Origin of the sequence: Streptomyces sp. NBC_00554, assembly GCF_041431135.1 — a bacterium.
GTDB lineage: Bacteria > Actinomycetota > Actinomycetes > Streptomycetales > Streptomycetaceae > Streptomyces.
This window is the reverse complement of sequence record NZ_CP107799.1, coordinates 8182436-8205699: the sequence shown is the minus strand read 5'-3', so window position 1 is coordinate 8205699 and position 23264 is coordinate 8182436. Positions and strand designations below refer to the sequence as shown.

Below are 23264 nucleotides of genomic sequence, written 5' to 3'. Positions count from 1 at the left end.
GCGCCGTCGGTCGAAGGGGACGGAGGCAGCACGGCGATGGCACGGAACATCCAGTCGCTCGAACGGGCAGCAGCGATGCTGCGGCTCCTCGCGGGCGGCGAGCGGCAGCTCGGCCTGTCGGACATCGCCTCCTCGCTCGGTCTGGCCAAGGGTACTGCGCACGGCATTCTGCGGACCTTGCAGCAGGAGGGCTTCGTCGAGCAGGACGGCGTTTCCGGGCGCTATCAACTGGGCGCCGAGCTGCTGCGGCTCGGGACCACCTATCTCGACGTGCACGAACTGCGGGCGCGCGCCCTGGTCTGGACGGACGACCTGGCCCGCTCCAGCGGCGAGAGCGTCTATCTGGGCGTGCTCCACCAGCAGGGCGTGCTGATCGTGCACCACGTGTTCCGGCCGGACGACAGCCGTCAGGTGCTGGAGGTCGGGGCCATGCAGCCACTGCACTCCACGGCACTGGGCAAGGTCCTGTCCGCATACGATCCGGTCGCCCACAGCGAGGTCCTGGAGGCCGAGCGCAAGGTGTTCACGGCGCGCACGACGAGCGAGCTGGACGAGTTCGAGGGCGTGCTCGACCTGACCCGCGCGCGCGGGTACGCGGACGACGTCGAGGAGACCTGGACAGGCGTGGCCTCGGTCGCCGCCCCCATCTACAACCGGCGGCGCATGCCGGTCGGCGCGGTGGGCATCGCCGGGGCCGTGGAGCGGGTCTGCAAGGACGGTGAGCTGCGCCCCGAGCTGATCGCGGCGGTACGGGACTGCGCCCGCGCGGTGTCGCGGGACCTGGGCGCCGGACGGTTCTGAGTCCGCCGGACCGTTCCGCCTTCTCCGCAAGTTCTGAGGTTCGTACAAGACAAGGCCGGGATGCCAAGGGCGTCCCGGCCTTCGGCGTTCGCTCACAAGATCGACAGCTCACAGCAATCAATAACGATCGCGTTTTCGATAACCGAGCCCTTGACGTGCCGGTAACACGAGAGCAAGACTCCCGTCCATCGGTCGGCATTGTCGAACACCTAACGGCAATACGCGCTAGAGTGTGACAACGCCAAGGGCCGGATCGCTCTCTCTCCCTGAGAGCACGAACCACCGGTGGGACCCGGGGTTCGGCTTCCCCTGGACGAAGGACAAAGGAGTCGCGGGTGTCCAGCTCCGACATCTTCATCGGCGAGACCATCGGTACCGCCGTACTCATCCTGCTGGGCGGTGGCGTGTGCGCCGCCGTCACGCTGAAGGCCTCCAAGGCACGCAACGCCGGATGGCTGGCCATCGCCTTCGGGTGGGGCTTCGCGGTACTGACCGCGGTCTACATCTCGGCGCCCCTTTCCGGCGCTCACCTCAACCCGGCCGTCACCCTCGCGCTCGCGATCAAGGACGGCGGATGGGACGACGTCCCCATCTACTGGGCAGGTCAGCTGCTGGGCGCCATGATCGGTGCCGCACTGGTCTGGATCGCCTACTACGGCCAGTTCCAGGCGCACCTCACCGACCCCGAGATCGTCGGCGATCCGGGCGAGAAGGCCAGGACCAAGTCCGTCGAGGCCGAGGAGAAGGGCGCGGGCCCCGTGCTCGGCATCTTCTCCACCGGCCCCGAGATCCGGAACGTGGTGCAGAACCTCGCCACCGAGATCATCGGCACCTTCGTGCTCATCCTCGCGATCCTCACGCAGGGCCTGAACGGCAACGGCGACGGCCTCGGCACCCTGGGCGCCCTGATCACCGCGCTCGTCGTGGTGAGCATCGGCCTCTCCCTCGGTGGCCCGACCGGCTACGCGATCAACCCGGCCCGTGACCTCGGCCCGCGCATCGTGCACGCCCTCCTCCCGCTGCCCAACAAGGGCGGTTCCGACTGGAGCTACGCCTGGATCCCGGTCGTCGGTCCGCTGATCGGCGGCGCGATCGCTGCAGGCATATACAACGTCGCCTTTGCTTAGAGAGCACGCTTGTAAGCAGCGTTTGAACGCAGCGCTCGAGACCGCACGCTTCACAGCACCGCGTCACACAGCACGGCTTCACACAGCACGCTTCACAGCACCGCTCAACAGCACCGCCCCGTTGATACAGCCCCCTTCATACGGAACCTTCAGGAGCACACCGTGACCGACGCACACACCGCAGGCCCCTTCATCGCGGCGATCGACCAGGGCACCACGTCCAGCCGTTGCATCGTCTTCGACCGGGACGGCCGTATCGTCTCCGTCGACCAGAAGGAGCACGAGCAGATCTTCCCGAAGCCGGGCTGGGTCGAGCACAACGCCACCGAGATCTGGACCAACGTCGAGGAGGTCGTCGCCTCGGCCATCGAGAAGGCCGGCATCACCCGCGACGACATCAAGGCCATCGGCATCACCAACCAGCGTGAGACCACGCTGCTGTGGGACAAGAACACCGGTGAGCCCGTCCACAACGCGCTCGTCTGGCAGGACACCCGCACCGACGCGCTCTGCAAGGAGCTCGGCCGCAACGTCGGCCAGGACCGCTTCCGCCGCGAGACGGGCCTGCCGCTCGCCTCGTACTTCGCCGGCCCCAAGGCCCGCTGGCTCCTCGACAACGTCGAGGGCCTGCGCGAGCGCGCCGAAGCCGGCGACATCCTGTTCGGCACGATGGACAGCTGGGTCATCTGGAACCTGACGGGCGGTGTCAACGGCGGCAGGCACGTCACCGACGTCACCAACGCCTCCCGCACCATGCTGATGAACCTGCACACCATGCAGTGGGACCCGAAGATCGCCGAGTCCATCGGCGTTCCGCTGAACATGCTGCCCGAGATCCGTTCCTCCGCCGAGGTGTACGGCGAGATCACCGGCGGCAGGCTCGGCGAGCTGCTCGGCGGCATCCCCGTCGCCTCCGCGCTCGGCGACCAGCAGGCGGCCCTGTTCGGCCAGACCTGTTTCTCCGAGGGCGAGGCCAAGTCCACGTACGGCACCGGCACCTTCATGCTGATGAACACCGGTCACAAGGTCATCAACTCGTACAGCGGGCTGCTGACCACCGTGGGCTACCAGATCGGCGACCAGAAGCCGGTCTACGCGCTCGAGGGCTCCATCGCCGTCACCGGTTCGCTGGTGCAGTGGATGCGCGACCAGATGGGCATCATCAAGTCCGCCGCCGAGATCGAGACGCTCGCGTCCTCGGTCGAGGACAACGGCGGCGCCTACTTCGTGCCGGCCTTCTCCGGTCTGTTCGCCCCGTACTGGCGTCCCGACGCCCGCGGTGTGATCACCGGTCTGACGCGCTACGTGACCAAGGCGCACATCGCGCGCGCCGTGCTCGAGGCCACCGCCTGGCAGACCCGTGACGTCAGCGACGCCATGACCAAGGACTCCGGCGTCGAGCTCACGGCCCTCAAGGTCGACGGCGGCATGACCTCCAACAACCTGCTGATGCAGACCCTGGCCGACGTCCTGGACGCCCCCGTGGTGCGCCCGATGGTCGCCGAGACCACCTGCCTCGGCGCCGCCTACGCCGCCGGTCTCGCCGTCGGCTTCTGGACCAACACCGAAGACCTGCGCGCCAACTGGCGCCGGGCCGCGGAATGGACCCCCAACATGGCCGCGGAGACGCGCGACCGTGAGTACAAGAGCTGGCTCAAGGCCGTCGAGCGGTCCATGGGCTGGCTCGAAGACGACTCTGTCGAGGAGTAAGAACCCGCATGACTACCCAGTCCACCCTGCAGTCCGTACCTGCCCTCGGTACGCGCCCGGCCCCCGGCTCGAACCCGAGTCGCGCCGAGACCCGGGAGCAGCTTTCCAAGGCGTCGTACGACCTTCTCGTCATCGGCGGCGGCATCCTGGGCATCTCCACCGCCTGGCATGCCGCGCAGTCCGGGCTGCGGGTGGCCCTGGTAGACGCCGGCGACTTCGCCGGTGCCACCTCTTCCGCCTCCTCCAAGCTTCTCCACGGCGGTCTGCGCTACCTGCAGACCGGCGCGGTGAAGCTGGTGGCGGAGAACCACTTCGAGCGCCGTGCGGTCTCCCGTCAGGTGGCCCCCCACCTGGCGAACCCGCTCACCTTCTACCTCCCCGTGTACAAGGGCGGCCCGCACGGCGCCGCGAAGCTCGGTGCCGGTGTGTTCGCGTACTCGGCGCTGTCCGGATTCGGGGACGGCGTCGGGCACCTGCTGAGCCCCTCGAAGGCCGCGCAGGACGTGCCCGAGCTGCGCACCGACAACCTCAAGGCCGTGGCCGTGTACGGCGACGACCAGATGAACGACTCCCGGATGGCCCTGATGACGGTCCGCGCGGCCGTCGAGTCCGGTGCCGTCGTCCTCAACCACGCCGAGGTCACCGGGCTGCGCTTCACCAAGGGCCGGGTGACCGGCGCGGAGCTCAAGGACCGCCTCTCCGGTGACGAGTTCGGTGTCTCCGCGCGCCTGGTGCTCAACGCGACCGGCCCGTGGGTCGACCACCTGCGCAAGCTGGAGGACCCGAACGCGGCGCCGTCCATCCGCCTGTCCAAGGGCGCGCACCTGGTCCTGAAGCGCACCGCCCCCTGGAAGGCCGCGCTCGCCACCCCCATCGACAAGTACCGCATCACCTTCGCCCTCCCCTGGGAGGACATGCTGCTGCTCGGCACGACCGACGAGGAGTACGAGGGCGACCCGGCGGACGTCGCGGTCAACGAGAAGGACATATCCCAGATCCTGGACGAGGCCGCGTTCTCCATCCGCGACCAGCAGCTCTCCCGTGACCTGATCACGTACTCCTTCGCCGGTCTGCGCGTGCTGCCCGGCGGACCCGGCGACACCTCGAAGGCCAAGCGCGAGACGGTCGTCACGGAGGGCCGTGGCGGGATGCTGTCCGTCGCAGGCGGCAAGTGGACCACCTTCCGGCACATCGGCCGCACCGTCATGAAGAAGCTGGAGTCGCTGCCCGGGCACCCGCTGGGCGAGGACTTCGAGCCGATCTCCGAGCTGCCGAAGAAGATGCCGCTGCCGGGTGTCGCCAATCCGCGCGCTGTCGCGCACCGTCTGCTCGTCGACGGCCCGGCGCCCGGGCCGCGCATGGGGGCCGACACCGCCAAGCACCTCGCCACCCACTACGGTTCGCTGGCCTTCGACATCGCGCGGCTCGCGAACGACAACCCGGAGCTCGCCGAGCGGGTTCACCCCGACGCCCCGGAGATCTGGGCGCAGGTCGTGTACGCCCGGGACAACGAGTGGGCCGAGACGGCGGACGATGTGCTGCGGCGGCGTACGACGCTGACGATTCGGGGGCTTGCGACGGACGAGGTGCGGGGGAAGGTTCAGGACCTGCTCGACAAGTAGGTCCTGGGGTGACTTGAGGGGGGCTCCCACGGGGGGAGCCCCCCTCATGTGTGTGCTGCCGAGGGGCGTGAGGTGGTGTTTTTTCGCCCCCTCCGCCCCTACCCGTCCCGTACCTGGGGGCTGCCGCCCCCAGACCCCCGCTAAAGATTTTCAGCCCCTCCGGCGTTTGAGGAGCGGGGGTTTGGGGGCGGAGCCCCCAAGTGACGGGAATGGGTAGGGGCGGAGGGGGCGAAATTCCCCGCGTTCAGCCGAGCGTCTCGATCACGGCCCGGACGTCCTCGGGGCCAGTCAACTCGGCTCGCTTGAGGATGAGTTCACGTCCGAGAAGCAGGGCCCGGCGGGAGGCCGGGACCGGGTCGGGCAGGGTTGTCAGGTCGGTGAGGTGGGCGAAGCCGATGATTCGGCGGATGATCTCCGTGCCGGCGTAGCCGAGCGACTCCGTCCAGAGTCGGGCCAGGAAGCGGTCCAGGTAGGCGTCGTCGAAGAAGGTGTCGACGCGGGTCGGCCACAGACGGCGGAACTCGGACTCGAACGCCTCCCAGGACAGCCGGAGTTGGTCCCCGTGGTCGGTGGCCGTGCCGAGCGCGTCGGCCCTGACCTGGGAGACCAGCGTGTTCGCCCAGTACAGACCGAGGTCGAAGCCGATCGGGCCGACGAAGGAGAACTCGGGGTCGAATACCCGTACCACCGGGGCGCCTTCACGCACGCCGACCATGACGCTGCCGGTGTGCAGATCGCCGTGGAGCAGCGCCTGACCGCTCGTCATGAAGACATGGCGGAGGTCCGCGACCTCGGTGCGCAGCCGGGCGTCGGCGCGGAATTCGGCGGCCAGGTCGGCCAACTCCGGGAGCCAGTGGTTGTGTTCGTGCTCGATGTAGGGCTCGGAGAGCACCACATCCTCGGTGATCTTGCAGAGCTCGGGGCTCACCGAGGTCGCGATCAGCGCCTTGCGGTCGGCCGAGGACATGCCGAAGTCGCTGGTGGCGAAGGAGAGCTGGGCGACGAACTCGCCGATCCGGGCGGAGGTGTCCGGGCCGTACGACGCACCCTCGTTGAGGACCGTGCGCAGGACCTCCAGGTCGGACATGTCCTCCATGACGAGGGCGTAGTTCTCGGCGTCGTAGCCGTGGATCGCCGGGATCTTGTCCGGGGCGACCTTGGCGACCTGCTCGTAGGCGCGGGCCTCGGCGTCGGCGCGCTCGGGGCTCATCGGCCAGGAGGGGCCAGCCACGCGGACCCAGGGCAGGGCCTGCTTGACGGCGAGGCCCCGGGTACCGTCGGCGGAGCTGGCGAGGAAGACGCGGTTCATGTTTCCGTCGGAGACCTCGCGCACCTCCGGCTCGTCGGTGCCCCAGTGGCCGCGCTCGCGCAGGTAACCCGCGACGTCCTCGGTCTCCAGGATGCGGTAGCCCATCGTGAACTCCCTTATGCGGTGCGGCGCTTGGACAGGGTGAAGCTGAACACCAGGGCGAGGATGAGGACCGCGCCCTCGACGACGTCCTGCGTGTAGTACGGCAGTCCCTTGATGGTCAGGCCGGTGGTGATGATCCCGATGAGTACGGCGCCCAGGGCCGTGCCCCAGACGTTCGGGCGTCCACGGCCCAGGACCGAGGTGCCGACCAGGGCCACCGCGACGGCCTCGAGGAGCTGGGACGTACCGGCCGAGACATCGCCCTGGCCGATGCGGGCGGCCAGGATCAGGCCGCCGATGGAGGCGAGGACGCCGGAGAGGACGTACGCCAGGGCCCGGTAGGCGCCGACACGGATGCCGGCGAGGCGCGCGGCCTCGGGGTTGGCGCCGATCGCGTACAGGACGCGGCCCCAGCGGGTGCGGGCGAGGAACACCCAGGCGATGACCGTCAGTCCGCCGAAGATCAGCACGGAGACGGGGATGCCGAGGAGGGTGCCCCGGTCGATGCGCAGGAAGCCCTCGGTGAATCTGCCGGGTGCTGTGGTGCCGTCGGACTGCGTCATGCCGGGGGTGATGGACTGCCCGTCGACCAGGATGAGTTTGGTGCCCTGGATGACGAACATGGTGCCGAGCGTGGCCAGCATGTCGGGGATCTTGAGGACGACGATCAGCAGGGCGTTCAGCAGACCGGCCAGCGCACCGGCGGCGATGACCGCGAGGATTGCGACCACGCCGACCTGGTTGTAGGAGACCATCGTCTTGGCGGCGACCGTCACACCGAGCCCGGCCACCGCGCCGACCGACATGTCCATTCCGCCCACGGCCATGGTGAGCGTGACGCCGAGGCCGAGGATCGCGGCGACGGAGACGTACCGGAGGGTGTCGAGCAGCGTCGCCGAGTCGCGGAACGACGGCTCGCTGATCGCGAAGTACGCGAAGAGCGTGACGGTGACGAAGATGAAGCCGTATTTGATGACGGCGCTCTGGATGCGCGGGCCGGCGGCGAGCGGGGACGGGGTCGCCGTCTTCGCGGGGGCGCTCTGAGTGGTGGTCATGGCGTACTTCCTGGTGTGACCGGTATCGGGCGGCGTGTGACCGGTATCGGGCGGACGCCGACGGCTGTGACCTGTGTCGGGCGGAATCCGACGGCTGTGCCCGGCATCAGACGGACGCCGAGATGGACTGGATCACGCGGTCGCGTTCCGCTTCTTCGCCGTACGCGTCGAGGCGGATCTCGCCCGCCGCGAGGACGACGACCCGGTCGGCGACCTCCAGGATCTCGTCGACGTCGGCGGACAGGACGAGGACGGCAGCGCCCTCGGCGGCCAGCGTGCGGGCGCGGCGGCCGATGTCGCGGCGGGCGCCGATGTCCACGCCTCGGAACGGCTCGTCCAGGATGAGGACGCGAGGGCTCTCGGCGAGCCAGCGGCCGACGACGACCTTCTGCTGGTTGCCGCCGGAGAGTTCCTCGACGGTGCTGTGTTCGTCGCGGGCGACGACGCCGAGCTGCTCGATGGTGGCGCGGCCGAGCGCGTCCTCCCTGGTGCGGCTCACGAGCCCTGCCGTGGAGAGGGACTTGAGGAACGGCAGCGAGATGTTCTGCGCCAGCGACCAGCCTGGCACCAGGGCGTCGGCGTGCCGGTCCTCAGGTACGAGGTGTACGCCCCTGGCGATGGCGTCGGCCGGGCGGCGCGGCTCGTACGGTTTGCCGTCCAGCCCGACCGCTCCCCCGGTGAAGCGGTCGGCGCCGAACAGCCCGCGGGCGAGTTCCGTCTTGCCCGCGCCCAACAGGCCCACGACGCCGGTGACTTCGCCGGCCCGGATGTCGAGGTCCTGCGGAGTGTGGCCCTCGAGGAGCGGGACTCCGCGCAGTGAGAGCACGACCTCGCCCCGGGGTCCCGCTTTCCGGGGCCGTGCGGTGGTCGCCTCCTGTGCCTGGGCGAGCATGGCGCGCAGGGCGCTGTCCCAGTCGAAGGGCTTGGTCTGGTCCTCGGTGAGACGGCCGTCCCGCAGAACGACCAGGCGGTCGGCGAGCACGTCGATCTCGCCGAGCCGGTGGGAGACGTACAGGACCGCGATGCCCTCGTCGCGCATCCGCTCGACGAGCGCGAAGAGGCGCTCCGCCTCGGTGGCGGAGAGCGCGGAGGTCGGCTCGTCGAGGATCAGCAGCCGGGGGCGGGTGGCCAGTGCGCGGGCCAGGATCAGCAACTGCCGGTCGGAGATGCCGAGTTCGGTGACGTCGCGCTTGAGTACGGCGTCGCTCCAGCCGAGGTCGAGTGCGGACTGGATCTCGCGGGCGCGGGCCAGCAGGCGGCGGCCGTTCAGGAAGGGGTTCCCGCGGCTCTGGGCCAGCTCCTCGAAGACCAGGTTCTCGGCAACGGTTAGGCCGGGGACGATGCCCTCACCGATCCGCTGGTGCACGGTCTGGATGCCCAACTGGCGTGCGGCGAACGGGGAGTGGAGCGCGACGGGCTCGCCGTTCACGCTCACTTCCCCGCCGTGGTCGGTGTGCACGCCGGACAGGATCTTGATCAGCGTGGACTTGCCGGCACCGTTCGCGCCGAGCAGCGCGACGACGCTGCCCGGGGCGATGTCCAGCGAGACGGACTCCAGGACCGTCCTGCCTCCGAAGGCCATGCTGACCTCACGGAGGCGAACCGCGGCGCCGGTGTCAAAAGGACCGTCAATAGGACCGTCAAAAGACGTGTCAGTGGGCGACATTGGGGATCCAGTCCGCGGTGCTCACCTTGGACAGGTTCAGCTCGGGCAGCGCCGCACGCAGCTGGTCCATGTTCTCGATCTTCTTCTCGCGCAGGAAGTCCTGGGTGATGGCGACGGCCGGGAACTCGACCGAGGTCTTGTCCAGCTGACCGGCCAGCTCCAGGGCGGCGGTGCGGACCACGGCGGCGCCGACCGCGGACGGGTCGGTGCCCGCGGTGGCGACCCACGGGCTGTCCGCGGCGGTCATGTTCTGGATGTCGGCGTTGGAGACGTCCGCGCCGAAGACCTTCACCTTGTCCTGGAGCTTCTTGTTCTGGACGGCGAGGACGGTGCCCTTGGCCAGCTCGTCGTAGGGGGCGAAGACTCCGGTCACGTCGGAGTGCTGGGTGAGTGCGGCGGAGACGAGGGGAACGTTGTCGGTGGCCGTGGAGTCGGTCACCTTGCCGACCTTGAACTCCTGCTTCCAGCCGTTGGCGTCGGCGGTCTTCTTCCAGACGCTGTCGCGCTTGTCGAGGGCGGCGTACCCGGCGACGTTGACATAGCCGACCTTGGCGTCCTTGCCGAGCTCCTCGGTCATCACGTCGAGGACGGCCTGGGCCATGCTGGCGTCGTCCTGCTTGGTGCTGACCACGGCCTTGTTGGTCTGCTCGACGTCGTAGACGACGACCTTGATGCCCTTCTTCACGGCCTTGTCGATCTCCGGCTGGATCGTGGCCGGGAAGCCGTGGTCGACGATGATGGCCTGCGCCCCGGAGTTGATGGCCGAGGACAGGTCGGTGGCCTGCTTGGCGTTGTCGGCCTGGGCGTCGTACACGGTCAGATCGATGCCGAGCGCCTCGGCCTGCGCCTTGGCGCCGTTGCCCCACTGCTCGAAGTAGTCGCCGGCGCCGCTCTGCCGGACCAGGGCCACCTTGACCTTGCCCTTGCTGAAGGGCGCGGGCTTCGCGGCGGTCGCCGCGGAGGCCGAGGCGGCCTTGTCGCCGGTGCTCTGCGAGGCGTTCGTGGACTGGGAGCAGCCCGCGAGCAGGAGGGCGGAGGCGGAGGCCAGCGACAGCGCGGCAAGGGGGACACGGGTACGGGACATGAGTGCTCCTGGACAGGGCGGTGCGAAGGGGTGGGTGAAGGGGGAGGGCGTGCGTGACCCGGAGCATCGGAAGAGAACGCGCCACTACCGCGGACATGGCGGGAGCCCTGAGGGCTCGGGCGACTTGGAGCTCCGGGTGAGGTCAGCGACAGCGGGCTGTGGTCGACCGGAGCAAGTCCACGTACAGCCGCCGCACGAGCAGCAGCGTCTTCATAAGGAGATCATGAGAACGTTTTCAGCCATGCGTCAAAACCCCTGACCTGAATTCTCAGTGGTTGAGACAACAACTTCGTCACACCCGGCCGACCGCCCGCCTGGAGTTACCATCTCGGAACCGGCACCCGACCCGGGACAGTGAGGCATTCCGATGACGACACCACGCGCGACAGCGAAGCGACGCTGTACCGGCGCGGCGTGTCGCGGCTGACGACTCCAGCCCGAGCCTTCCGCACGTCCCGCGGCCCCGCCGCCCGCGTCCCTCCCCCCACCCGGTACTCGTCCCAGTATCCGGACATCCCTTCCAGCCCCCTGGAGTTGCTCCCATGACCCTGCTGACGACCTGGCCCGAGACCGGCTCGGAGACCGTCGTGCGCCGTACGTCCGACCCCGTCGAGATCGCCGCCGCGCTCGCCCCGATCGGCGTGCGCTACGAGCAGTGGCCGATCCGCGAGGACGTGCCCGCGGACGCCGACAGCGACACCGTGTTCGCCGCGTACGGCCCGGAGATCGAGAAGCTCAACGCCGAGGAGGGCTTCACCACGGTCGACGTGCTCGGCCTGCACCCGAGCGAGGACCCCGAGTACCCGGTGAAGGCGAAGGCGGCGCGCGCGAAGTTCCTCCAGGAGCACACGCACGACGACGATGACGAGGTCCGCTTCTTCGTCTCGGGATCCGGGATCTTCTATCTGCACGTGAACGGCGAGGTGCACGCCGTGTACTGCGAGAAGGGCGACCTGCTCGGGGTGCCGCGCGGCACGACGCACTGGTTCGACATGGGCACGAAGCCGGCCTTCACCGCGATCCGCTTCTTCCACGAGGAGGACGGCTGGATCGGCAGCTTCACCGGCTCCACCATCGCCTCCCGCTTCCCGGACTACGACACGATCGACGCCGGGTACGCGAAGGACAAGGCTTCCGCGTGACCGAGCACTTCGACATCGACTCCGTGGTGCTCGACATTGAGGGCACCACGAGCGCCACGGGGTTCGTCGTGGACGTGCTCTACCCGTACTCGCGCTCTCGTTTCGGAGCGGTGCTCTCGGAGCGGAGCGGTGATCCGGATGTGGTGCGGGCGGTCGCGCAGGTGCGCGAGCTGATCGGCGAGCCGGACGCCGATGCCGGACGCGTCGAGAAGGCGCTCAACGAGTGGCTCGACGAGGACCGCAAGGCGACCCCCCTCAAGACCCTCCAGGGCCTCATCTGGTCCGAGGGCTTCGCGCGCGGCGACCTCGTCTCGCACTTCTACGACGACGTGGTCCCGGCGCTGCGCAGCTGGCACGCGGCGGGCGTACGCCTGCACGTGTACTCGTCCGGCTCGGTGGCCGCGCAGCGCGCGTGGTTCCGGTCGAGCCCCGAGGGCGATCTGCTGCCGCTCGTCGAGGGGTTGTACGACACGGAGAACGCCGGGCCGAAGCAGGAGCCCGCGTCGTACACGACGATCGCGGCCGCGCTGGGCGAAGCCCCGGGCCGCATTCTCTTCCTCTCCGACCGGCCTGGCGAGTTGGACGCCGCGCGTGCGGCGGGCTGGCAGGCCGTGGGCGTACGTCGCCCCGGGGAGCCGTATTACGAGCAGGGCGTCGGCGATCACCCGCAGGCGGGGACGTTCGACGAGATCACCATCGCAAGGAGCACCGCATGACCGTCGTGACCTCAGCACTGGACCTGGAGGAGGCGGGCGCGGTCCTGGCCGCCGAGTCGGCCCGCTTCGCCTCCTTCGGCTGGATGCGCGGCACCTCGGGAAACCTGTCGGTGGTCCTGTCCCGTGATCCGCTCCGCCTCGCGGTCACGGCGAGCGGGCACGACAAGGGTGAACTGACGCCCGCCGACGTGGTGTTGGTGGACGGCGCGGGCGCGGCGGTGTCGGGCGGCAAGCCGTCCGCCGAGGCCGAGCTGCACGCGCGCGTGGCCGCGCTGACCGGTGCCGGTGCCGTCGTCCACGTGCACACCGTCGCGTCCGTGGCCATGGGCCGCCGCGAGCCCGGCGGCATCGTCTTCAAGGACGTGGAGATGCTCAAGGGCGTCGGCCAGCCCGCCCACGACGTCGAGGTCACCCTCCCCGTCATCACCAACAGCCAGGACATGAAGGTCCTGGGCGACCGCCTGGAGGCGGCCCGCAACCCGCAGATGCCGGCGGTAGTCGTCGCCGGCCACGGCTTGTACGTATGGGGCGCCGATCCGCGCCAGGCCCGCCACCACACCGAAGTGGTCGAGTGGCTACTGGAGTTGGAACTGACAGGCCACTGAACCCCGGTGACCGAAGAGGGGACCAACTCCGGTCCCCTCTTCAACACCCCCCACAACAGCGCCCCTTCAGGGGCGCGGGGAACTGCGCGACCAGCCCCCACCAATCCGCACTCAACACACCACCCCCGACGGTCAGTTAGCGCAACCGTTCCCCCGGAAGCTCCCCCGCCGACACCTCCAGCACCCCGCGCTCCGTCACAAGACCGGTCACCAGGCGCCCCGGCGTGACGTCGAACGCCGGATTGTGCCCCCGCGACCCGGCGGGAGCCGTCCGCACCCCCGCCCACTCCAACACCTCGTCCTCCCCCCGGAGTTCGATGTGAATGTCGGCACCCGAGGCAGTGGAGAGGTCCACCGTCGTGGTGGGCGCGGCCACCAAGAACGGCACCCCCGCATCCGCACAGGCCAGTGCAACGCCCACCGTTCCGACCTTGTTCGCCGTGTCCCCGTTCGCAGCGATGCGGTCCGCCCCGACGATCGCCGCGTCGACCTCGCCGCGCAGGATGGTGCCCGCGGCGGCGCCGTCGGCCTGGACGTAGTGCGGGATGCCTTCCTGGACCAACTCCCAGGCGGTCAGGCGGGATCCCTGGAGCAGGGGACGCGTTTCGTCGGCGTACACGACCTCGAGCAGGCCGCGCGCGTGCAGTTCGCGGATGACGCCGAGGGCGGTGCCCCAGCCGGCGGTGGCGAGCGCGCCGGTGTTGCAGTGGGTCAGGATGCGGAGCGGCCGGCCCAAGTCGGTGCGCTTCAGGAGCCAGTCCGCCCCGAACGCCCCCATCGCGCGGTTCGCCTCGACGTCCTCGCGCTGGACGGCGGCCGCCTCCGCGAGGACCGCTTCCAGTCCCTCGTCGAACCGGGTCAGCACGCGGTCGACGCAGACCATGAGATTGACGGCGGTCGGGCGGGCCTCGCGGATCCGGGCGACCGCCGCGAGCACCTGCGCGCGGTCCCATCCCTCGCGCTCGCCCTGCAGCAGGGCGAGCGCCACGCCGTACGCCCCGGCCGCTCCGATCGCCGGAGCGCCCCGGACAACGAGCCGCTGGATCGCGTCCACCAGGTCGTCCACGGCACGTATTTCGCGGGTCTCGGTGCGGTGCGGAAGCACGGTCTGGTCGATGAGCGCGAGACTGCTTCCGGTCCAGTCGACGGCGCGCAGTTCCTGGGGCATAACGGGGCACTCCTGATGTTCCGAAGGTGCGCGACACCGTACATGACCTCGAAGAACCACAGTTCGAGACAGTCGGGCAAGTGTCCTAAAACCGGTGTTACAGTCCAGCACCCGCAGGCCCAAGACCGACGCGAAGGAGGGACCTGTGCTGCTTACGAAGCGTCGCTTCCTCGACTTCGGCCGGTGCGCCGCCGACGGCTGTCGTAGCTGACTCGCAGTTCAGCTCCCGCCGTAACCGTCACCGCTCCACCCTCACCGCTCGGCCCCTTCGCGCACCCGCACAGCGTGCCCTGCCGCAGCCTCCGGAAGGTCATCCCGATGTACCGCAGAAACCGCCGTTCCCTCCAGTTCGCCGCTCTCGCGGCAGGCACCGCGCTGCTCGCCACCGCCTGCAACGCGGCCGCCAAGGACAGCGCGTCCGACAGCTCCGCGAGCAGTGGCAAGTCCTTCACGCTGGTCACCCCCGACCCCGTGGGGCAGAACGAGTTCCTGAAGCTCGCGGTCACCGGAGTGGAGGCGGCTGCCAAGGCGCACGACGGGACGAAGAAGGTGTACCAGTCCTCGGACACCGCGTCCGAGCAGCAGAACGTGCAGGCCGCCGTGGACGCCGCGCCCGACGTCATCGTGCTGGTCGGCTTCGAGTTCGCCGACCTGGTGGCGCAGCAGGCCGAGGCTCACCCCAAGCAGCAGTTCCTGGTGATCGACGCGTGCACGACGAAGACGTTCAAGAACGTGAGTTGCGCGACATTCCGTGAGCACGAGGGCGTGTACCTCGCGGGCGCCGAGGCCGGTCTGCTCAGTGAGAGCGGCAAGGTCGGCGCGGTGGACGTCCTCGACACGCCCCAGTTCCGCCGCTACAGCGACCCGTTCGCGGCCGGCGCCAAAAAGGTCGCCCCCAAGACGACCGCCTCCACGCGTTTCGTCGGCGGCCAGTCCCCGTTCGACGACTCGGCCCGCGCCAAGGAGCAGGCGAACGCGCTCCTCTCGGGCGGCACCGACCAGATCATGGCGGCTGCTGCGGCCGGCAACTACGGCGTCTTCGAGGCGGCGAAGGCCAAGGGCGCCTACGCGTACGGCGTCGACGTCAACCAGTGCACCTCGGCGCCTGGCACGGTCGTGGACAACGTGATCAAGAAGACCGACGTCGCCGTGGAAGAGGGCATCAAGCAGGTCCTCGTCGGCAACACGGGCAAGACGATCTCGTACGGCCTGAAGGAGGGCGGCATCAGCCTCACCGGCCTGGAGGACGGCGTCGACACCTCCAAGTGCGTCATCGCCGACCACAAGGACGTCCTGACGAAGGTCGAGGCGCTGCGCGACCAGATCGTGTCCGGAGAGCTGAAGGTCGATGATCCCGCAGCAAGCTGACGATCACCGGTCGCCTGAAAACCACCAGTCGTCCGACGGTCAACTCGCCGTCGAGCTCCGGGGAATCACCAAGCGGTTCCCCGGCACGCTCGCGAACGACGCCGTCGATCTGACCGTACGGCGCGGCGAGATCCACGCCCTGATGGGCGAGAACGGCGCGGGCAAGTCCACGCTGATGTCCGTCCTTTACGGGATGGAACGCCCTGACGCCGGTTCGGTGCGGATCGATGGGCACGAGGTGTCCTTCGGCGACCCCGGCGACGCGATGGCCGCCGGGCTCGGCATGGTGCACCAGAGCTTCAAGCTGTTCGACTCGCTGACGGTCGCCGAGAACGTCGTCTTCGCGGCCGAGCCGCGCCGCTTCAGTCTTGTCGACCGCGCGGCGGCGCGGCGCCGGGTGCGCGAACTGGCCGAGGAGCACGGGCTCTCCGTCGACCCGGACGCCCGGGTCGGCGAGCTCCCGGTGGGCCTGCGGCAGCGCGTGGAGATCCTGAAGCTGCTGCACCGCGGCGCCCGTACGCTCATCCTCGACGAGCCGACCGCGGTGCTGACCCCCGCCGAGGCCGACGCCCTGTTCACGGTCCTCAAGTCGCTCACCGCGCAGGGCCGCACGGTGATCCTTGTCACGCACAAGCTGCGCGAGGTCCTCGAAGGCAGCGACAACGTGACGGTGCTGCGGGACGGCCGCGTAGTCGCCCGGCTGCGCACCGCGGAGACGACCGCCGACGAGATCGCCGCCGCGATGACCGGCCGCGCGGTCGACCTGGACCGCGTGCACGCCACGGGCACCCCGGGTGACGTGGTGCTGGATGTGGAAGACCTCGCCACGGACGCGGTACGTGAGGTCCAACTCACCGTCCGTGCGGGCGAGATCGTCGGCATAGCGGGCGTGGCCGGCAACGGCCAGAGCGAGCTGATCGAGGCACTGGCCGGGCTGCGGCCCGTCACCGGCGGCCGGGTCGCTCTGCGGGGCCGGGACATCACGCACGCCTCGGCGACCGAACGGCGCGCCCAGGGCCTCGCGTACGTGCCCGAGGACCGGCACGCGGTCGGCACCGCGCCCGCCGCGTCCGTCGCCGACAACCTCGCGATGGGCCATCACCGTACGTCGCTGTCCTCACGGCACGGACTGCTGACACCTTCGGCCGTACGGGCCCACGCACAAGGTCTCGTCGAACGCTTCGGCATCAAGGCGTCCTCGCCCGAGGTGCCCGCCTCCGCGCTGTCCGGCGGCAACCTCCAGAAGCTGCTGATCGGCCGCGAACTCGCCCACGACGCCCCGCTGTTGCTCGTCGAGCAGCCGACGCGGGGCGTCGACATCGGCGCCATCCAGAACATCCACGACGAACTGGTCGCCTACCGCGACGCGGGACACGCCGTCCTGCTCGTCTCGGCCGAGCTCAGCGAGATCCGCTCGCTCGCGGACCGGGTGCTCGTGATGTACGAGGGCCGCGTGACGGCCCAGTACACGAAGGACGAGGCGGACGAACGGACGCTGGGCCTGGCGATGGCGGGCGGCTCGGCCCCCGGACAGCCGCCGGTGCAGCCCCCGGTAGAGGTCGGAGACTGACATGACCCGAATAACAGGGGCCCTGCGCTCCCCCGTCACCTTCTCCGTCCTCGCCGGAGTCGTCATCGGCGCACTGTTCCTGGTGGGCACGGGCGCCGATCCGATCTCCGCGTACGGCGCCGTGATCAGCGGTTCCCTCGGCTCCGACGGCATCGGCTCGACGCTGTCCACCACCACCAGCGTGCTCGGCATGGCGCTCGCGCTGGCGATCCCGCTGCGCGCCGGGCTCATCAACCTCGGCGGCGACGGGCAGTTGGTGCTCGGCGGCATCGCGGCGGCGGTCACCGGCCTCTACTCGCCGCTGCCCGCACCCCTCACCGTCGTCCTCGCGCTCCTCGCGGGCATGGCGGCGGGCGCCGGATACGCGGCCCTGGCAGCGCTCTGCGAGAACCACCTGGGCGTACCGCTGTTGGTGAGCAGCCTGCTGCTCAGCTATCCGGCGTCGTCGCTCGCCTCGTACCTGGTGCGCTATCCGCTCAAGGAGCCCGGCTCCAGCCTTCCCCAGACGCGTCAACTGCCCCAAGGGGTGGCCCTGCCCGCCTTCGGCGACTCCACGGTGACCGTCGGCCTGCTGCTGATCGTGGCCGCCGCGGCCGCGTACTGGTTCGCGGACTCCCGTACGGCGGTCGGCTACGAGATCCGGATGACCGGCCTCAACTCCCGCTTCGCCGCGTACGCGGGCGTCGAGCGCAAGGGGCTGACGCTCAAGCTGATGGCGGTGTCGGGCGCGCTCGCCGGACTCGTCGGCGCGATCGGGGTGTTGAGCTTCCCCTACCGCTTCCTCGACGGCGCGCTCACGGCTCCCGGGTACACCTGGACGGGTCTGACGGCCGCGCTGCTCGCGGCGGCGGGCCCGCTGGGCACGGTCCTCGCCTCGTTCTTCTTCGCCGTGCTCGAGGTCGGCGGGCTCTCCATGGAACGCACGACCGAGGTGCCGCGCGAGTTGACGCAGGTGCTGCAGGCCATCGTCATCGTGTTCCTGGCGGCCCGGCTGAGCTTCCCGGACAAGTGGCTGCGCCGATCCGGGCGATCCGAACGGCTTCGACAGAAGGAGGCCGTCTGATGTTCTTCGACTCCGATCTCGTCATGTCCGCGCTGCGCGCGCTCACTCCCATCCTGCTGGCCGCGCTCGGCGGCGCGATCTGCGAACGCGCGGGCGTCTTCAACATCGGCCTCGAAGGCATGATGCTGATGGGCTGCTTCACCGCGGTGACCACGAGCTGGTTCACCGGCAGCCCCTGGCTGGGCGTTCTGGCGGCCGCGCTCGCCGCCGCCGCGTACTCGCTGATCCTCGCCGTCGGCACGGTGACCCTGCGCGGCGACGCGGTGGTCCTGGGGATCGCCATGAACCTCCTCGCCGTCGGCCTGACCAGTTTCCTGCTGCGCACGGTCTTTGGCGTGCAGGGCACTTTTGACGATCCGTCACTGGCCGGTCTGCCGTTGGTCGGTGGCTTCTCACCGCTCGCCTATGTGGCGTGGGCCTCGGTCGGCGTCGCCGCTCTGATGCTCTCCCGGCATGTGTGGGGCCTCAGGCTGCGCGGGGTCGGCGAGGCCCCCGAGGCGGCGGCCACGCTCGGGGTGAGCCCGGCGAAGTACCAGTACGCGGCGGTGCTCGTCTCGGGAGTGCTGTGCGGCCTTGCCGGAGCCCAACTCGCCCTCGGCAACGTCACGTTGTTCTCCGAGAACATGACGGCGGGGCGCGGCTGGATCGCGGTCGTCGCGGTGATGCTCGGGCGCGCGCTGCCCCTCGGTGTGCTGCTCGCCGCGCTGCTCTTCGGTCTCGCGGAGGCCGCAGGCTTCCGCCTTCAGGGCCTCGGCCTGCCGCAGCAGGCGACCGACGCCGCGCCGTACGTCGTCACACTCGGCGCCCTCTTCCTCACGACGGCCCGCCGCCGTCGCCGTACCCGCCCCGCTGGAGCCGTCTCATGACCTTGGACCTGCTGCCCATCACCCGCATACCCCGCACGGGCCTTCCGCCGCAGGCCCTGGTCGTCGGCGACCCGGCGCGCGCCGCGGCCGTCGCCGCGCTGCTCGACGGCGCCGAGGAGGTCTCGTACCACCGCGAATACCGTGTGTTCAGCGGGAGTTGGAAGGGCCTGCCGGTCACCGTCGCCTCGCACGGGGTCGGCGCGCCCGGCGCGATCCTGCTCTTCCAGGAGCTGGCCGACGCGGGCGTCACGACCTTCCTGCGCTTCGGCACGGCAGGCGCGATGCGCCCCGGTATCGGTGACGGCGATCTCGTCATCGCGGAGGCCGCCGTACGCGACGACGGTGTCACCCAGCAGTTGCTGCCGCCCGAGTACCCGGCGGTGTCCTCCCCCGAGGCGGTGCTCGCGCTCCAGCGCGCGGCCCGCGCGGCCGGCGCCCCGCACCACCGGGGTCTCGTCTGGACCCGGGCGGCCTTCCAGCCGGGGCTGATCCCGCTCACCGCGTACGACAACGCGGGTCTCGCGGCGATCGAGATGGAGCTGTCCGCGCTGCTGGTCACCGCCTCGTTGCGTGGCCTCGTGGCGGGCGGCGTGCTCGTCGTCGACGGCGCGAACGCGGACGAGCTGGTCGACGAGGAGAACACCGGCGGCTACAACCCGCACCGCGATGTCGTGGCGGAGGGTGTGGAGCGGGGTGCCCTGGTGTCGCTGGAAGCGCTGCGGCTGCTGGCGGAGGAGCGCGGGGAGTCCAAGGCATGAGCGAGCGCGCTGATCTGCTGGTCGAGGGCGGGGACGTCCTGACCGTCGACGAGGCCGGGACCTTCGTGCGCTCCGGCACGGTCGCCGTCCGCGACGGCGAGATCCTGGCCGTCGGTCCCGCCGAGGAACTCCGCACGCGGTACGCGGCCAGCGACACCCTCGACGCGAGCGGCTGTCTCGTCCTCCCCGGCCTTGTCAACACCCACACCCACCTGGCGATGACGCTGCTGCGCGGCCGCGCGGACGACGTCACGCTCCAGGGTTTCCTGGAGCGGGTGCTGCGCTGGGAAGCCGAGTTGCTGTCCCCGAAGAACGTCGCGGCGGCGGTACGGGTCGCGATCGCCGAGAGCGTACGGGCGGGGGTGACCTCCGCGCTCGACATGTACTGGTTCCACGAGGCGGCCGAACAGGCCGCGCGCGAGGCGGGCTGGCGGCTGCACACCGGGCCGACCTTCATGGACGTACCGGAGCCCGCGGACGGCATCGCGTACGAGGACCGGCTGGAGTGGGCGCGCCGCGATCTGACCGCCCGTGCGACAGCGCGGCCCGGCCTCCGGCCCGTCCTCTTCGCGCACTCGACCTACACCCTCTCGCCCGAGCAGCTCGTCGAAATCGCCGCGCTGGCAAGGGAGTTCGGCGCACTGCTGCACATCCACGCGGCGGAGAACGCGACCGAGGTCGCCACCGTCGAGGTCGCCCACGGCAAGCGTCCGGTGGAACTGCTCGACTCGCTCGGGCTGCTCGGCCCCGACCTGCTGCTCGCGCACGCCGTGGATCTGACGGGTCCCGAGATCGCGGCCCTCGCCCGCACCGGCACGTCGGTCGCGCACTGCCCGGTCTCCAACCTCAAGCTCGGTTGCGGTATCGCGCCGGTTCCGAGGCTGCTCAGCGCGGGCGTGACCGTCGGGCTCGGCACGGACGGCGCCGTCAGCTCCAACACCCTGGACGTGCTGGGGGCCGTCAGGCAGGCGGCCCTCGTCCACAAGGCGGGCGGCGATCCCACCGCGGTCGGCGCCGAACAGGCGGTCCGCATGGCCACCATCGAGGGCGCCCGCGCGCTGGGGCTCGGCGACCACCTGGGCTCCCTGGAGGCGGGCAAGCGCGCCGACCTGATCGTGCTCGGCCTCGACGCGCCCCATCTGAGGCCGCTGCACGATCCGTGGTCCACGCTCGCGTACGCCGCACACTCGGCGGACGTACGGGACACGGTCGTCGACGGCAGGATCCTGATGCGGGACCGCGCCCTCACGACCCTCGACGAGCCCTCCGCGCTGGCCGACCTGGAGGCCCTCGCCTGACCTGACGTCGGATTCCGTGTCCTGTTCAGCCCGCTGACCCTCATAATGGGCTGAGACATCGGACGTCTGAGCGGATGCCTTGGCGACATCCCGAACTGCACGCTGAACGACAGGGAGGCCCGCCATGGCAGTCACAGACGAGGCGATCGAGAAGATCAAGGGAATGATCGTCTCCGGCTCGCTGCGCCCCGGCGACCGGCTTCCCAAGGAGAGCGAACTCGCCGCGGAACTCGGCCTGTCACGCAACTCCCTGCGCGAGGCGGTGCGCGCCCTGTCGCTCATCCGCATCCTGGACGTCCGGCAGGGCGACGGCACCTACGTGACCAGCCTGGACCCCCAACTCCTCCTGGAGGCACTGAGCTTCGTCGTCGACTTCCACCGCGACGACACGGTGCTCGAGTTCCTCGCGGTCCGCCGCATCCTGGAGCCGGCCGCCACGGCGATGGCGGCCTCACGCATCAGCGAACAGCAACTGGACGCACTGTCCGCCCAGTTGGACCTGCTCGGCGACGAGCCCTCGGTGGAAGAGCTCGTCGCCGCCGACCTGGAGTTCCACCGCGGCATCGTGCAGAGCTCCGGGAACTCGGTGCTCTGCTCCCTCCTCGACGGCCTCTCCGGGCCCACGACCAGGGCCCGGATCTGGCGCGGTCTGACCCAGGAGGACGCGGTCAGCCGCACCCTGCACGAGCACCGCGCGATCCTCACGGCCCTGCGCGACCGCGACGCGGAGGCGGCCCGCTCCTGGGCGACGGTGCACATCGCGAGCGTCGAACAGTGGCTGCGCTCGACCCTGTGAACCGCGTCACGAAGACACCCGTCGCCCGCCCGGCGGCCCGGACCGCTCCGACCGGCTCGGCGGGCGCGATGTGACTCCTCGGATGACTGGGGGGTGTTTCAGGGTGGCGGTCGCGCGTGTTTCCGGCCCCTCGGCGGGGCAGTGATCCGTTCACTCCCCCGTGCAAGGGGGCTGCGGAGGCCCCCTTCGCACGCCGTAAGGTTGGGGCGTTCGTGAGGGCACGTCGGAAGGAGGCACTGGGTGATTGAGCTCGAGGGGGTTCCCGAGCTGATCGACCCGGTCATGGTGGCCGCGTTCGAAGGCTGGAACGACGCCGGCGACGCCGCCTCCACCGCGGTCGCGCATCTGGACAAGGAATGGAAGGGCGAGGTGTTCGCGGCGCTGGACGCCGAGGACTACTACGACTTCCAGGTGAACCGCCCCACCGTGTGGCTGGACGGCGGTGTCCGGAAGATCACATGGCCGACGACAAGGTTGTCGGTGGTCCGGGTCGGCGGCGAGAAGCCGCGTGACCTGGTGCTGGTCCGGGGCATCGAGCCGTCGATGCGATGGCGTTCGTTCTGCAACGAGCTGCTCGGCTTCGCGCACGAGCTGGGCGTGGAGCTGGTGGTGATCCTGGGCGCCCTGCTCGGTGACACCCCGCACACGCGTCCGGTGCCGGTCAGCGGAGTGACGTCCGATGCGGACCTGGCCCGCACCATGGACCTGGAGGAGACCAAGTACGAGGGCCCCACGGGCATCGTCGGCATCCTCCAGGAGGCGTGCACCCACGCGGGCGTACCGGCCGTGTCGCTGTGGGCGGCCGTACCGCACTACGTGTCGCAGCCGCCGAACCCGAAGGCGACGCTGGCCCTCCTCAACCGCCTGGAGGACCTGATCGACCTGCGTATCCCGCTGGGCGAGCTGCCCGAGGACGCGCGGGCCTGGCAGCTGGGCGTCGACCAGCTGGCCGCCGAGGACAGCGAGGTCGCCGAGTACGTGCAGTCGCTGGAGGAGGCCCGGGACACCGCCGAGCTGCCGGAGGCGTCGGGCGAGGCGATCGCCCGTGAGTTCGAGCGGTATCTGCGCAGACGGGACGGCGGCGGTCCGACCTCGCAGGCCGGGGGCCACGCCACCGAGAGCGGCGAGTCCGCGTCGTTCCTCCGGGACGGCCCCGCCGGCCGCACACGGCCACCGAAGCCGCAGCTGCCCGAGGCGGACGCGGAGTCCGGGACGGACCAGGGCACCGGCTCGGACGACAAGGTCGGGCCGGACGACAAGGGTCCCGACGACACCTCCGAGGATTCCTAGGACTCCCCGGATTTCCTCGAGGGACTGAACCACCAGGGGCGGTGCGCGGAACGCGCACCGCCCCTGTCGCGTACCGGGTCCGGTCGAGCGGTCGGCAAGCGCTCCCGCCCCATCACATGACACCCGTCTCCTCAGCCTTTGGCTGGTT

20 protein-coding genes are annotated in these 23264 nt (G+C 70.2%); 15 read left to right on the top strand and 5 right to left on the bottom strand.

Annotated features, from left to right (window positions below; translation table 11 throughout):
- The first annotated feature begins 36 nt into the window (after positions 1-36).
- From OG266_RS36200 to OG266_RS36185, 4 genes are all read left to right on the top strand, one after another.
- The gene (locus tag OG266_RS36200) at positions 37-801 is read left to right on the top strand and encodes an IclR family transcriptional regulator (protein ID WP_266467014.1); all 765 of its coding nucleotides are present in this window, start codon (positions 37-39) and stop codon (positions 799-801) included.
- 335 nt (positions 802-1136) lie between these two features.
- Positions 1137-1928: an MIP/aquaporin family protein gene (locus tag OG266_RS36195; protein ID WP_266467010.1), complete on the top strand. Its 792-nt coding sequence runs from the start codon at positions 1137-1139 to the stop codon at positions 1926-1928.
- Between the two features lie 162 nt (positions 1929-2090).
- Entirely contained in the window at positions 2091-3638 is a 1548-nt protein-coding gene (gene glpK / locus OG266_RS36190) for a glycerol kinase GlpK (RefSeq protein WP_266467007.1), read from the top strand.
- An 8-nt stretch (positions 3639-3646) separates the two neighbouring features.
- Complete coding sequence (locus OG266_RS36185; protein WP_329548645.1) at positions 3647-5260, top strand: glycerol-3-phosphate dehydrogenase/oxidase; 1614 nt, start codon at positions 3647-3649, stop codon at positions 5258-5260.
- 244 nt (positions 5261-5504) lie between these two features.
- Here the strand turns inward: OG266_RS36185 and mtnK are convergent, their stop codons facing one another.
- From mtnK to OG266_RS36165, 4 genes are all read right to left on the bottom strand, one after another.
- Positions 5505-6674, bottom strand: a complete 1170-nt coding sequence (gene mtnK, locus OG266_RS36180; RefSeq protein WP_371550898.1) for an S-methyl-5-thioribose kinase — start codon at positions 6672-6674, stop codon at positions 5505-5507.
- Positions 6675-6685: 11 nt separating this feature from the next.
- A complete protein-coding gene (locus tag OG266_RS36175) occupies positions 6686-7726 on the bottom strand; it encodes an ABC transporter permease (RefSeq protein WP_371550897.1) in 1041 nt (346 codons plus the stop codon).
- A 106-nt stretch (positions 7727-7832) separates the two neighbouring features.
- Positions 7833-9392: a sugar ABC transporter ATP-binding protein gene (locus OG266_RS36170; protein ID WP_371550895.1), complete on the bottom strand. Its 1560-nt coding sequence runs from the start codon at positions 9390-9392 to the stop codon at positions 7833-7835.
- Entirely contained in the window at positions 9379-10476 is a 1098-nt protein-coding gene (locus OG266_RS36165; protein WP_371550893.1) for a substrate-binding domain-containing protein, read from the bottom strand. Before OG266_RS36165 ends, OG266_RS36170 begins: the two co-directional genes overlap by 14 nt.
- Before the next feature lie 542 nt (positions 10477-11018).
- Between OG266_RS36165 and OG266_RS36160 the strand changes: the two genes are divergently transcribed.
- From OG266_RS36160 to mtnB, 3 genes are read left to right on the top strand one after another with little or no spacing between them, the layout of a single operon-like run.
- Positions 11019-11618, top strand: a complete 600-nt coding sequence (locus tag OG266_RS36160; protein ID WP_371550891.1) for an acireductone dioxygenase — start codon at positions 11019-11021, stop codon at positions 11616-11618.
- Positions 11615-12334 carry an acireductone synthase gene (gene mtnC / locus OG266_RS36155; protein WP_371550889.1) on the top strand — a complete coding sequence of 240 codons (720 nt, stop codon included), beginning with the start codon at positions 11615-11617 and terminating at the stop codon, positions 12332-12334. Before OG266_RS36160 ends, mtnC begins: the two co-directional genes overlap by 4 nt.
- A complete protein-coding gene (gene mtnB, locus OG266_RS36150; protein ID WP_329548640.1) occupies positions 12331-12939 on the top strand; it encodes a methylthioribulose 1-phosphate dehydratase in 609 nt (202 codons plus the stop codon). Before mtnC ends, mtnB begins: the two co-directional genes overlap by 4 nt.
- A gap of 136 nt (positions 12940-13075) precedes the next feature.
- Here the strand turns inward: mtnB and mtnA are convergent, their stop codons facing one another.
- On the bottom strand, positions 13076-14107 hold the full coding sequence (mtnA, locus tag OG266_RS36145; RefSeq protein WP_371550887.1) for an S-methyl-5-thioribose-1-phosphate isomerase: 1032 nt from the start codon (positions 14105-14107) through the stop codon (positions 13076-13078).
- Between the two features lie 318 nt (positions 14108-14425).
- Between mtnA and OG266_RS36140 the strand changes: the two genes are divergently transcribed.
- The 8 genes from OG266_RS36140 (at position 14426) to OG266_RS36105 (ending at position 23116) form a co-directional block, all read left to right on the top strand.
- Positions 14426-15475, top strand: coding sequence for a BMP family ABC transporter substrate-binding protein (locus OG266_RS36140; protein WP_371550885.1), 1050 nt, complete (start codon positions 14426-14428; stop codon positions 15473-15475).
- The gene (locus tag OG266_RS36135; RefSeq protein WP_371550883.1) at positions 15456-17045 is read left to right on the top strand and encodes an ABC transporter ATP-binding protein; all 1590 of its coding nucleotides are present in this window, start codon (positions 15456-15458) and stop codon (positions 17043-17045) included. The genes OG266_RS36140 and OG266_RS36135 overlap by 20 nt, the downstream gene beginning before the upstream one ends.
- Position 17046: 1 nt before the next feature.
- Positions 17047-18108 carry an ABC transporter permease gene (locus tag OG266_RS36130; protein ID WP_371550881.1) on the top strand — a complete coding sequence of 354 codons (1062 nt, stop codon included), beginning with the start codon at positions 17047-17049 and terminating at the stop codon, positions 18106-18108.
- The gene (locus OG266_RS36125) at positions 18108-18974 is read left to right on the top strand and encodes an ABC transporter permease (RefSeq protein ID WP_266466952.1); all 867 of its coding nucleotides are present in this window, start codon (positions 18108-18110) and stop codon (positions 18972-18974) included. The genes OG266_RS36130 and OG266_RS36125 overlap by 1 nt, the downstream gene beginning before the upstream one ends.
- Positions 18971-19732 (top strand): purine-nucleoside phosphorylase, encoded by a 762-nt coding sequence (locus tag OG266_RS36120; RefSeq protein ID WP_371550879.1) that lies wholly within the window; start codon positions 18971-18973, stop codon positions 19730-19732. The genes OG266_RS36125 and OG266_RS36120 overlap by 4 nt, the downstream gene beginning before the upstream one ends.
- Positions 19729-21030 carry an amidohydrolase gene (locus tag OG266_RS36115; protein ID WP_371550877.1) on the top strand — a complete coding sequence of 434 codons (1302 nt, stop codon included), beginning with the start codon at positions 19729-19731 and terminating at the stop codon, positions 21028-21030. Before OG266_RS36120 ends, OG266_RS36115 begins: the two co-directional genes overlap by 4 nt.
- A 124-nt stretch (positions 21031-21154) precedes the next feature.
- Positions 21155-21826, top strand: a complete 672-nt coding sequence (locus OG266_RS36110) for a FadR/GntR family transcriptional regulator (protein WP_266466942.1) — start codon at positions 21155-21157, stop codon at positions 21824-21826.
- Positions 21827-22066: 240 nt separating this feature from the next.
- Positions 22067-23116 carry a PAC2 family protein gene (locus OG266_RS36105; RefSeq protein WP_266466939.1) on the top strand — a complete coding sequence of 350 codons (1050 nt, stop codon included), beginning with the start codon at positions 22067-22069 and terminating at the stop codon, positions 23114-23116.
- Positions 23117-23264 lie beyond the last annotated feature (148 nt).

Excerpts from the sequence above, each read along its gene's own strand:
- OG266_RS36125 (WP_266466952.1), top strand. The coding sequence starts at position 18,108 with ATGTTCTTCGACTCCGATCTCGTCATGTCCGCGCTGCGCGCGCTCACT.
- OG266_RS36170 (WP_371550895.1), bottom strand. The coding sequence starts at position 9,392 with ATGTCGCCCACTGACACGTCTTTTGACGGTCCTATTGACGGTCCTTTT.
- OG266_RS36160 (WP_371550891.1), top strand. The coding sequence starts at position 11,019 with ATGACCCTGCTGACGACCTGGCCCGAGACCGGCTCGGAGACCGTCGTG.
- mtnK (WP_371550898.1), bottom strand. The coding sequence starts at position 6,674 with ATGGGCTACCGCATCCTGGAGACCGAGGACGTCGCGGGTTACCTGCGC.
- OG266_RS36110 (WP_266466942.1), top strand. The coding sequence starts at position 21,155 with ATGGCAGTCACAGACGAGGCGATCGAGAAGATCAAGGGAATGATCGTC.
- OG266_RS36200 (WP_266467014.1), top strand. The coding sequence starts at position 37 with ATGGCACGGAACATCCAGTCGCTCGAACGGGCAGCAGCGATGCTGCGG.
- OG266_RS36135 (WP_371550883.1), top strand. The coding sequence starts at position 15,456 with ATGATCCCGCAGCAAGCTGACGATCACCGGTCGCCTGAAAACCACCAG.
- OG266_RS36130 (WP_371550881.1), top strand. The coding sequence starts at position 17,047 with ATGACCCGAATAACAGGGGCCCTGCGCTCCCCCGTCACCTTCTCCGTC.
- mtnA (WP_371550887.1), bottom strand. The coding sequence starts at position 14,107 with ATGCCCCAGGAACTGCGCGCCGTCGACTGGACCGGAAGCAGTCTCGCG.
- OG266_RS36120 (WP_371550879.1), top strand. The coding sequence starts at position 18,971 with ATGACCTTGGACCTGCTGCCCATCACCCGCATACCCCGCACGGGCCTT.
- OG266_RS36140 (WP_371550885.1), top strand. The coding sequence starts at position 14,426 with ATGTACCGCAGAAACCGCCGTTCCCTCCAGTTCGCCGCTCTCGCGGCA.
- mtnB (WP_329548640.1), top strand. The coding sequence starts at position 12,331 with ATGACCGTCGTGACCTCAGCACTGGACCTGGAGGAGGCGGGCGCGGTC.
- OG266_RS36175 (WP_371550897.1), bottom strand. The coding sequence starts at position 7,726 with ATGACCACCACTCAGAGCGCCCCCGCGAAGACGGCGACCCCGTCCCCG.
- OG266_RS36185 (WP_329548645.1), top strand. The coding sequence starts at position 3,647 with ATGACTACCCAGTCCACCCTGCAGTCCGTACCTGCCCTCGGTACGCGC.
- OG266_RS36115 (WP_371550877.1), top strand. The coding sequence starts at position 19,729 with ATGAGCGAGCGCGCTGATCTGCTGGTCGAGGGCGGGGACGTCCTGACC.
- OG266_RS36165 (WP_371550893.1), bottom strand. The coding sequence starts at position 10,476 with ATGTCCCGTACCCGTGTCCCCCTTGCCGCGCTGTCGCTGGCCTCCGCC.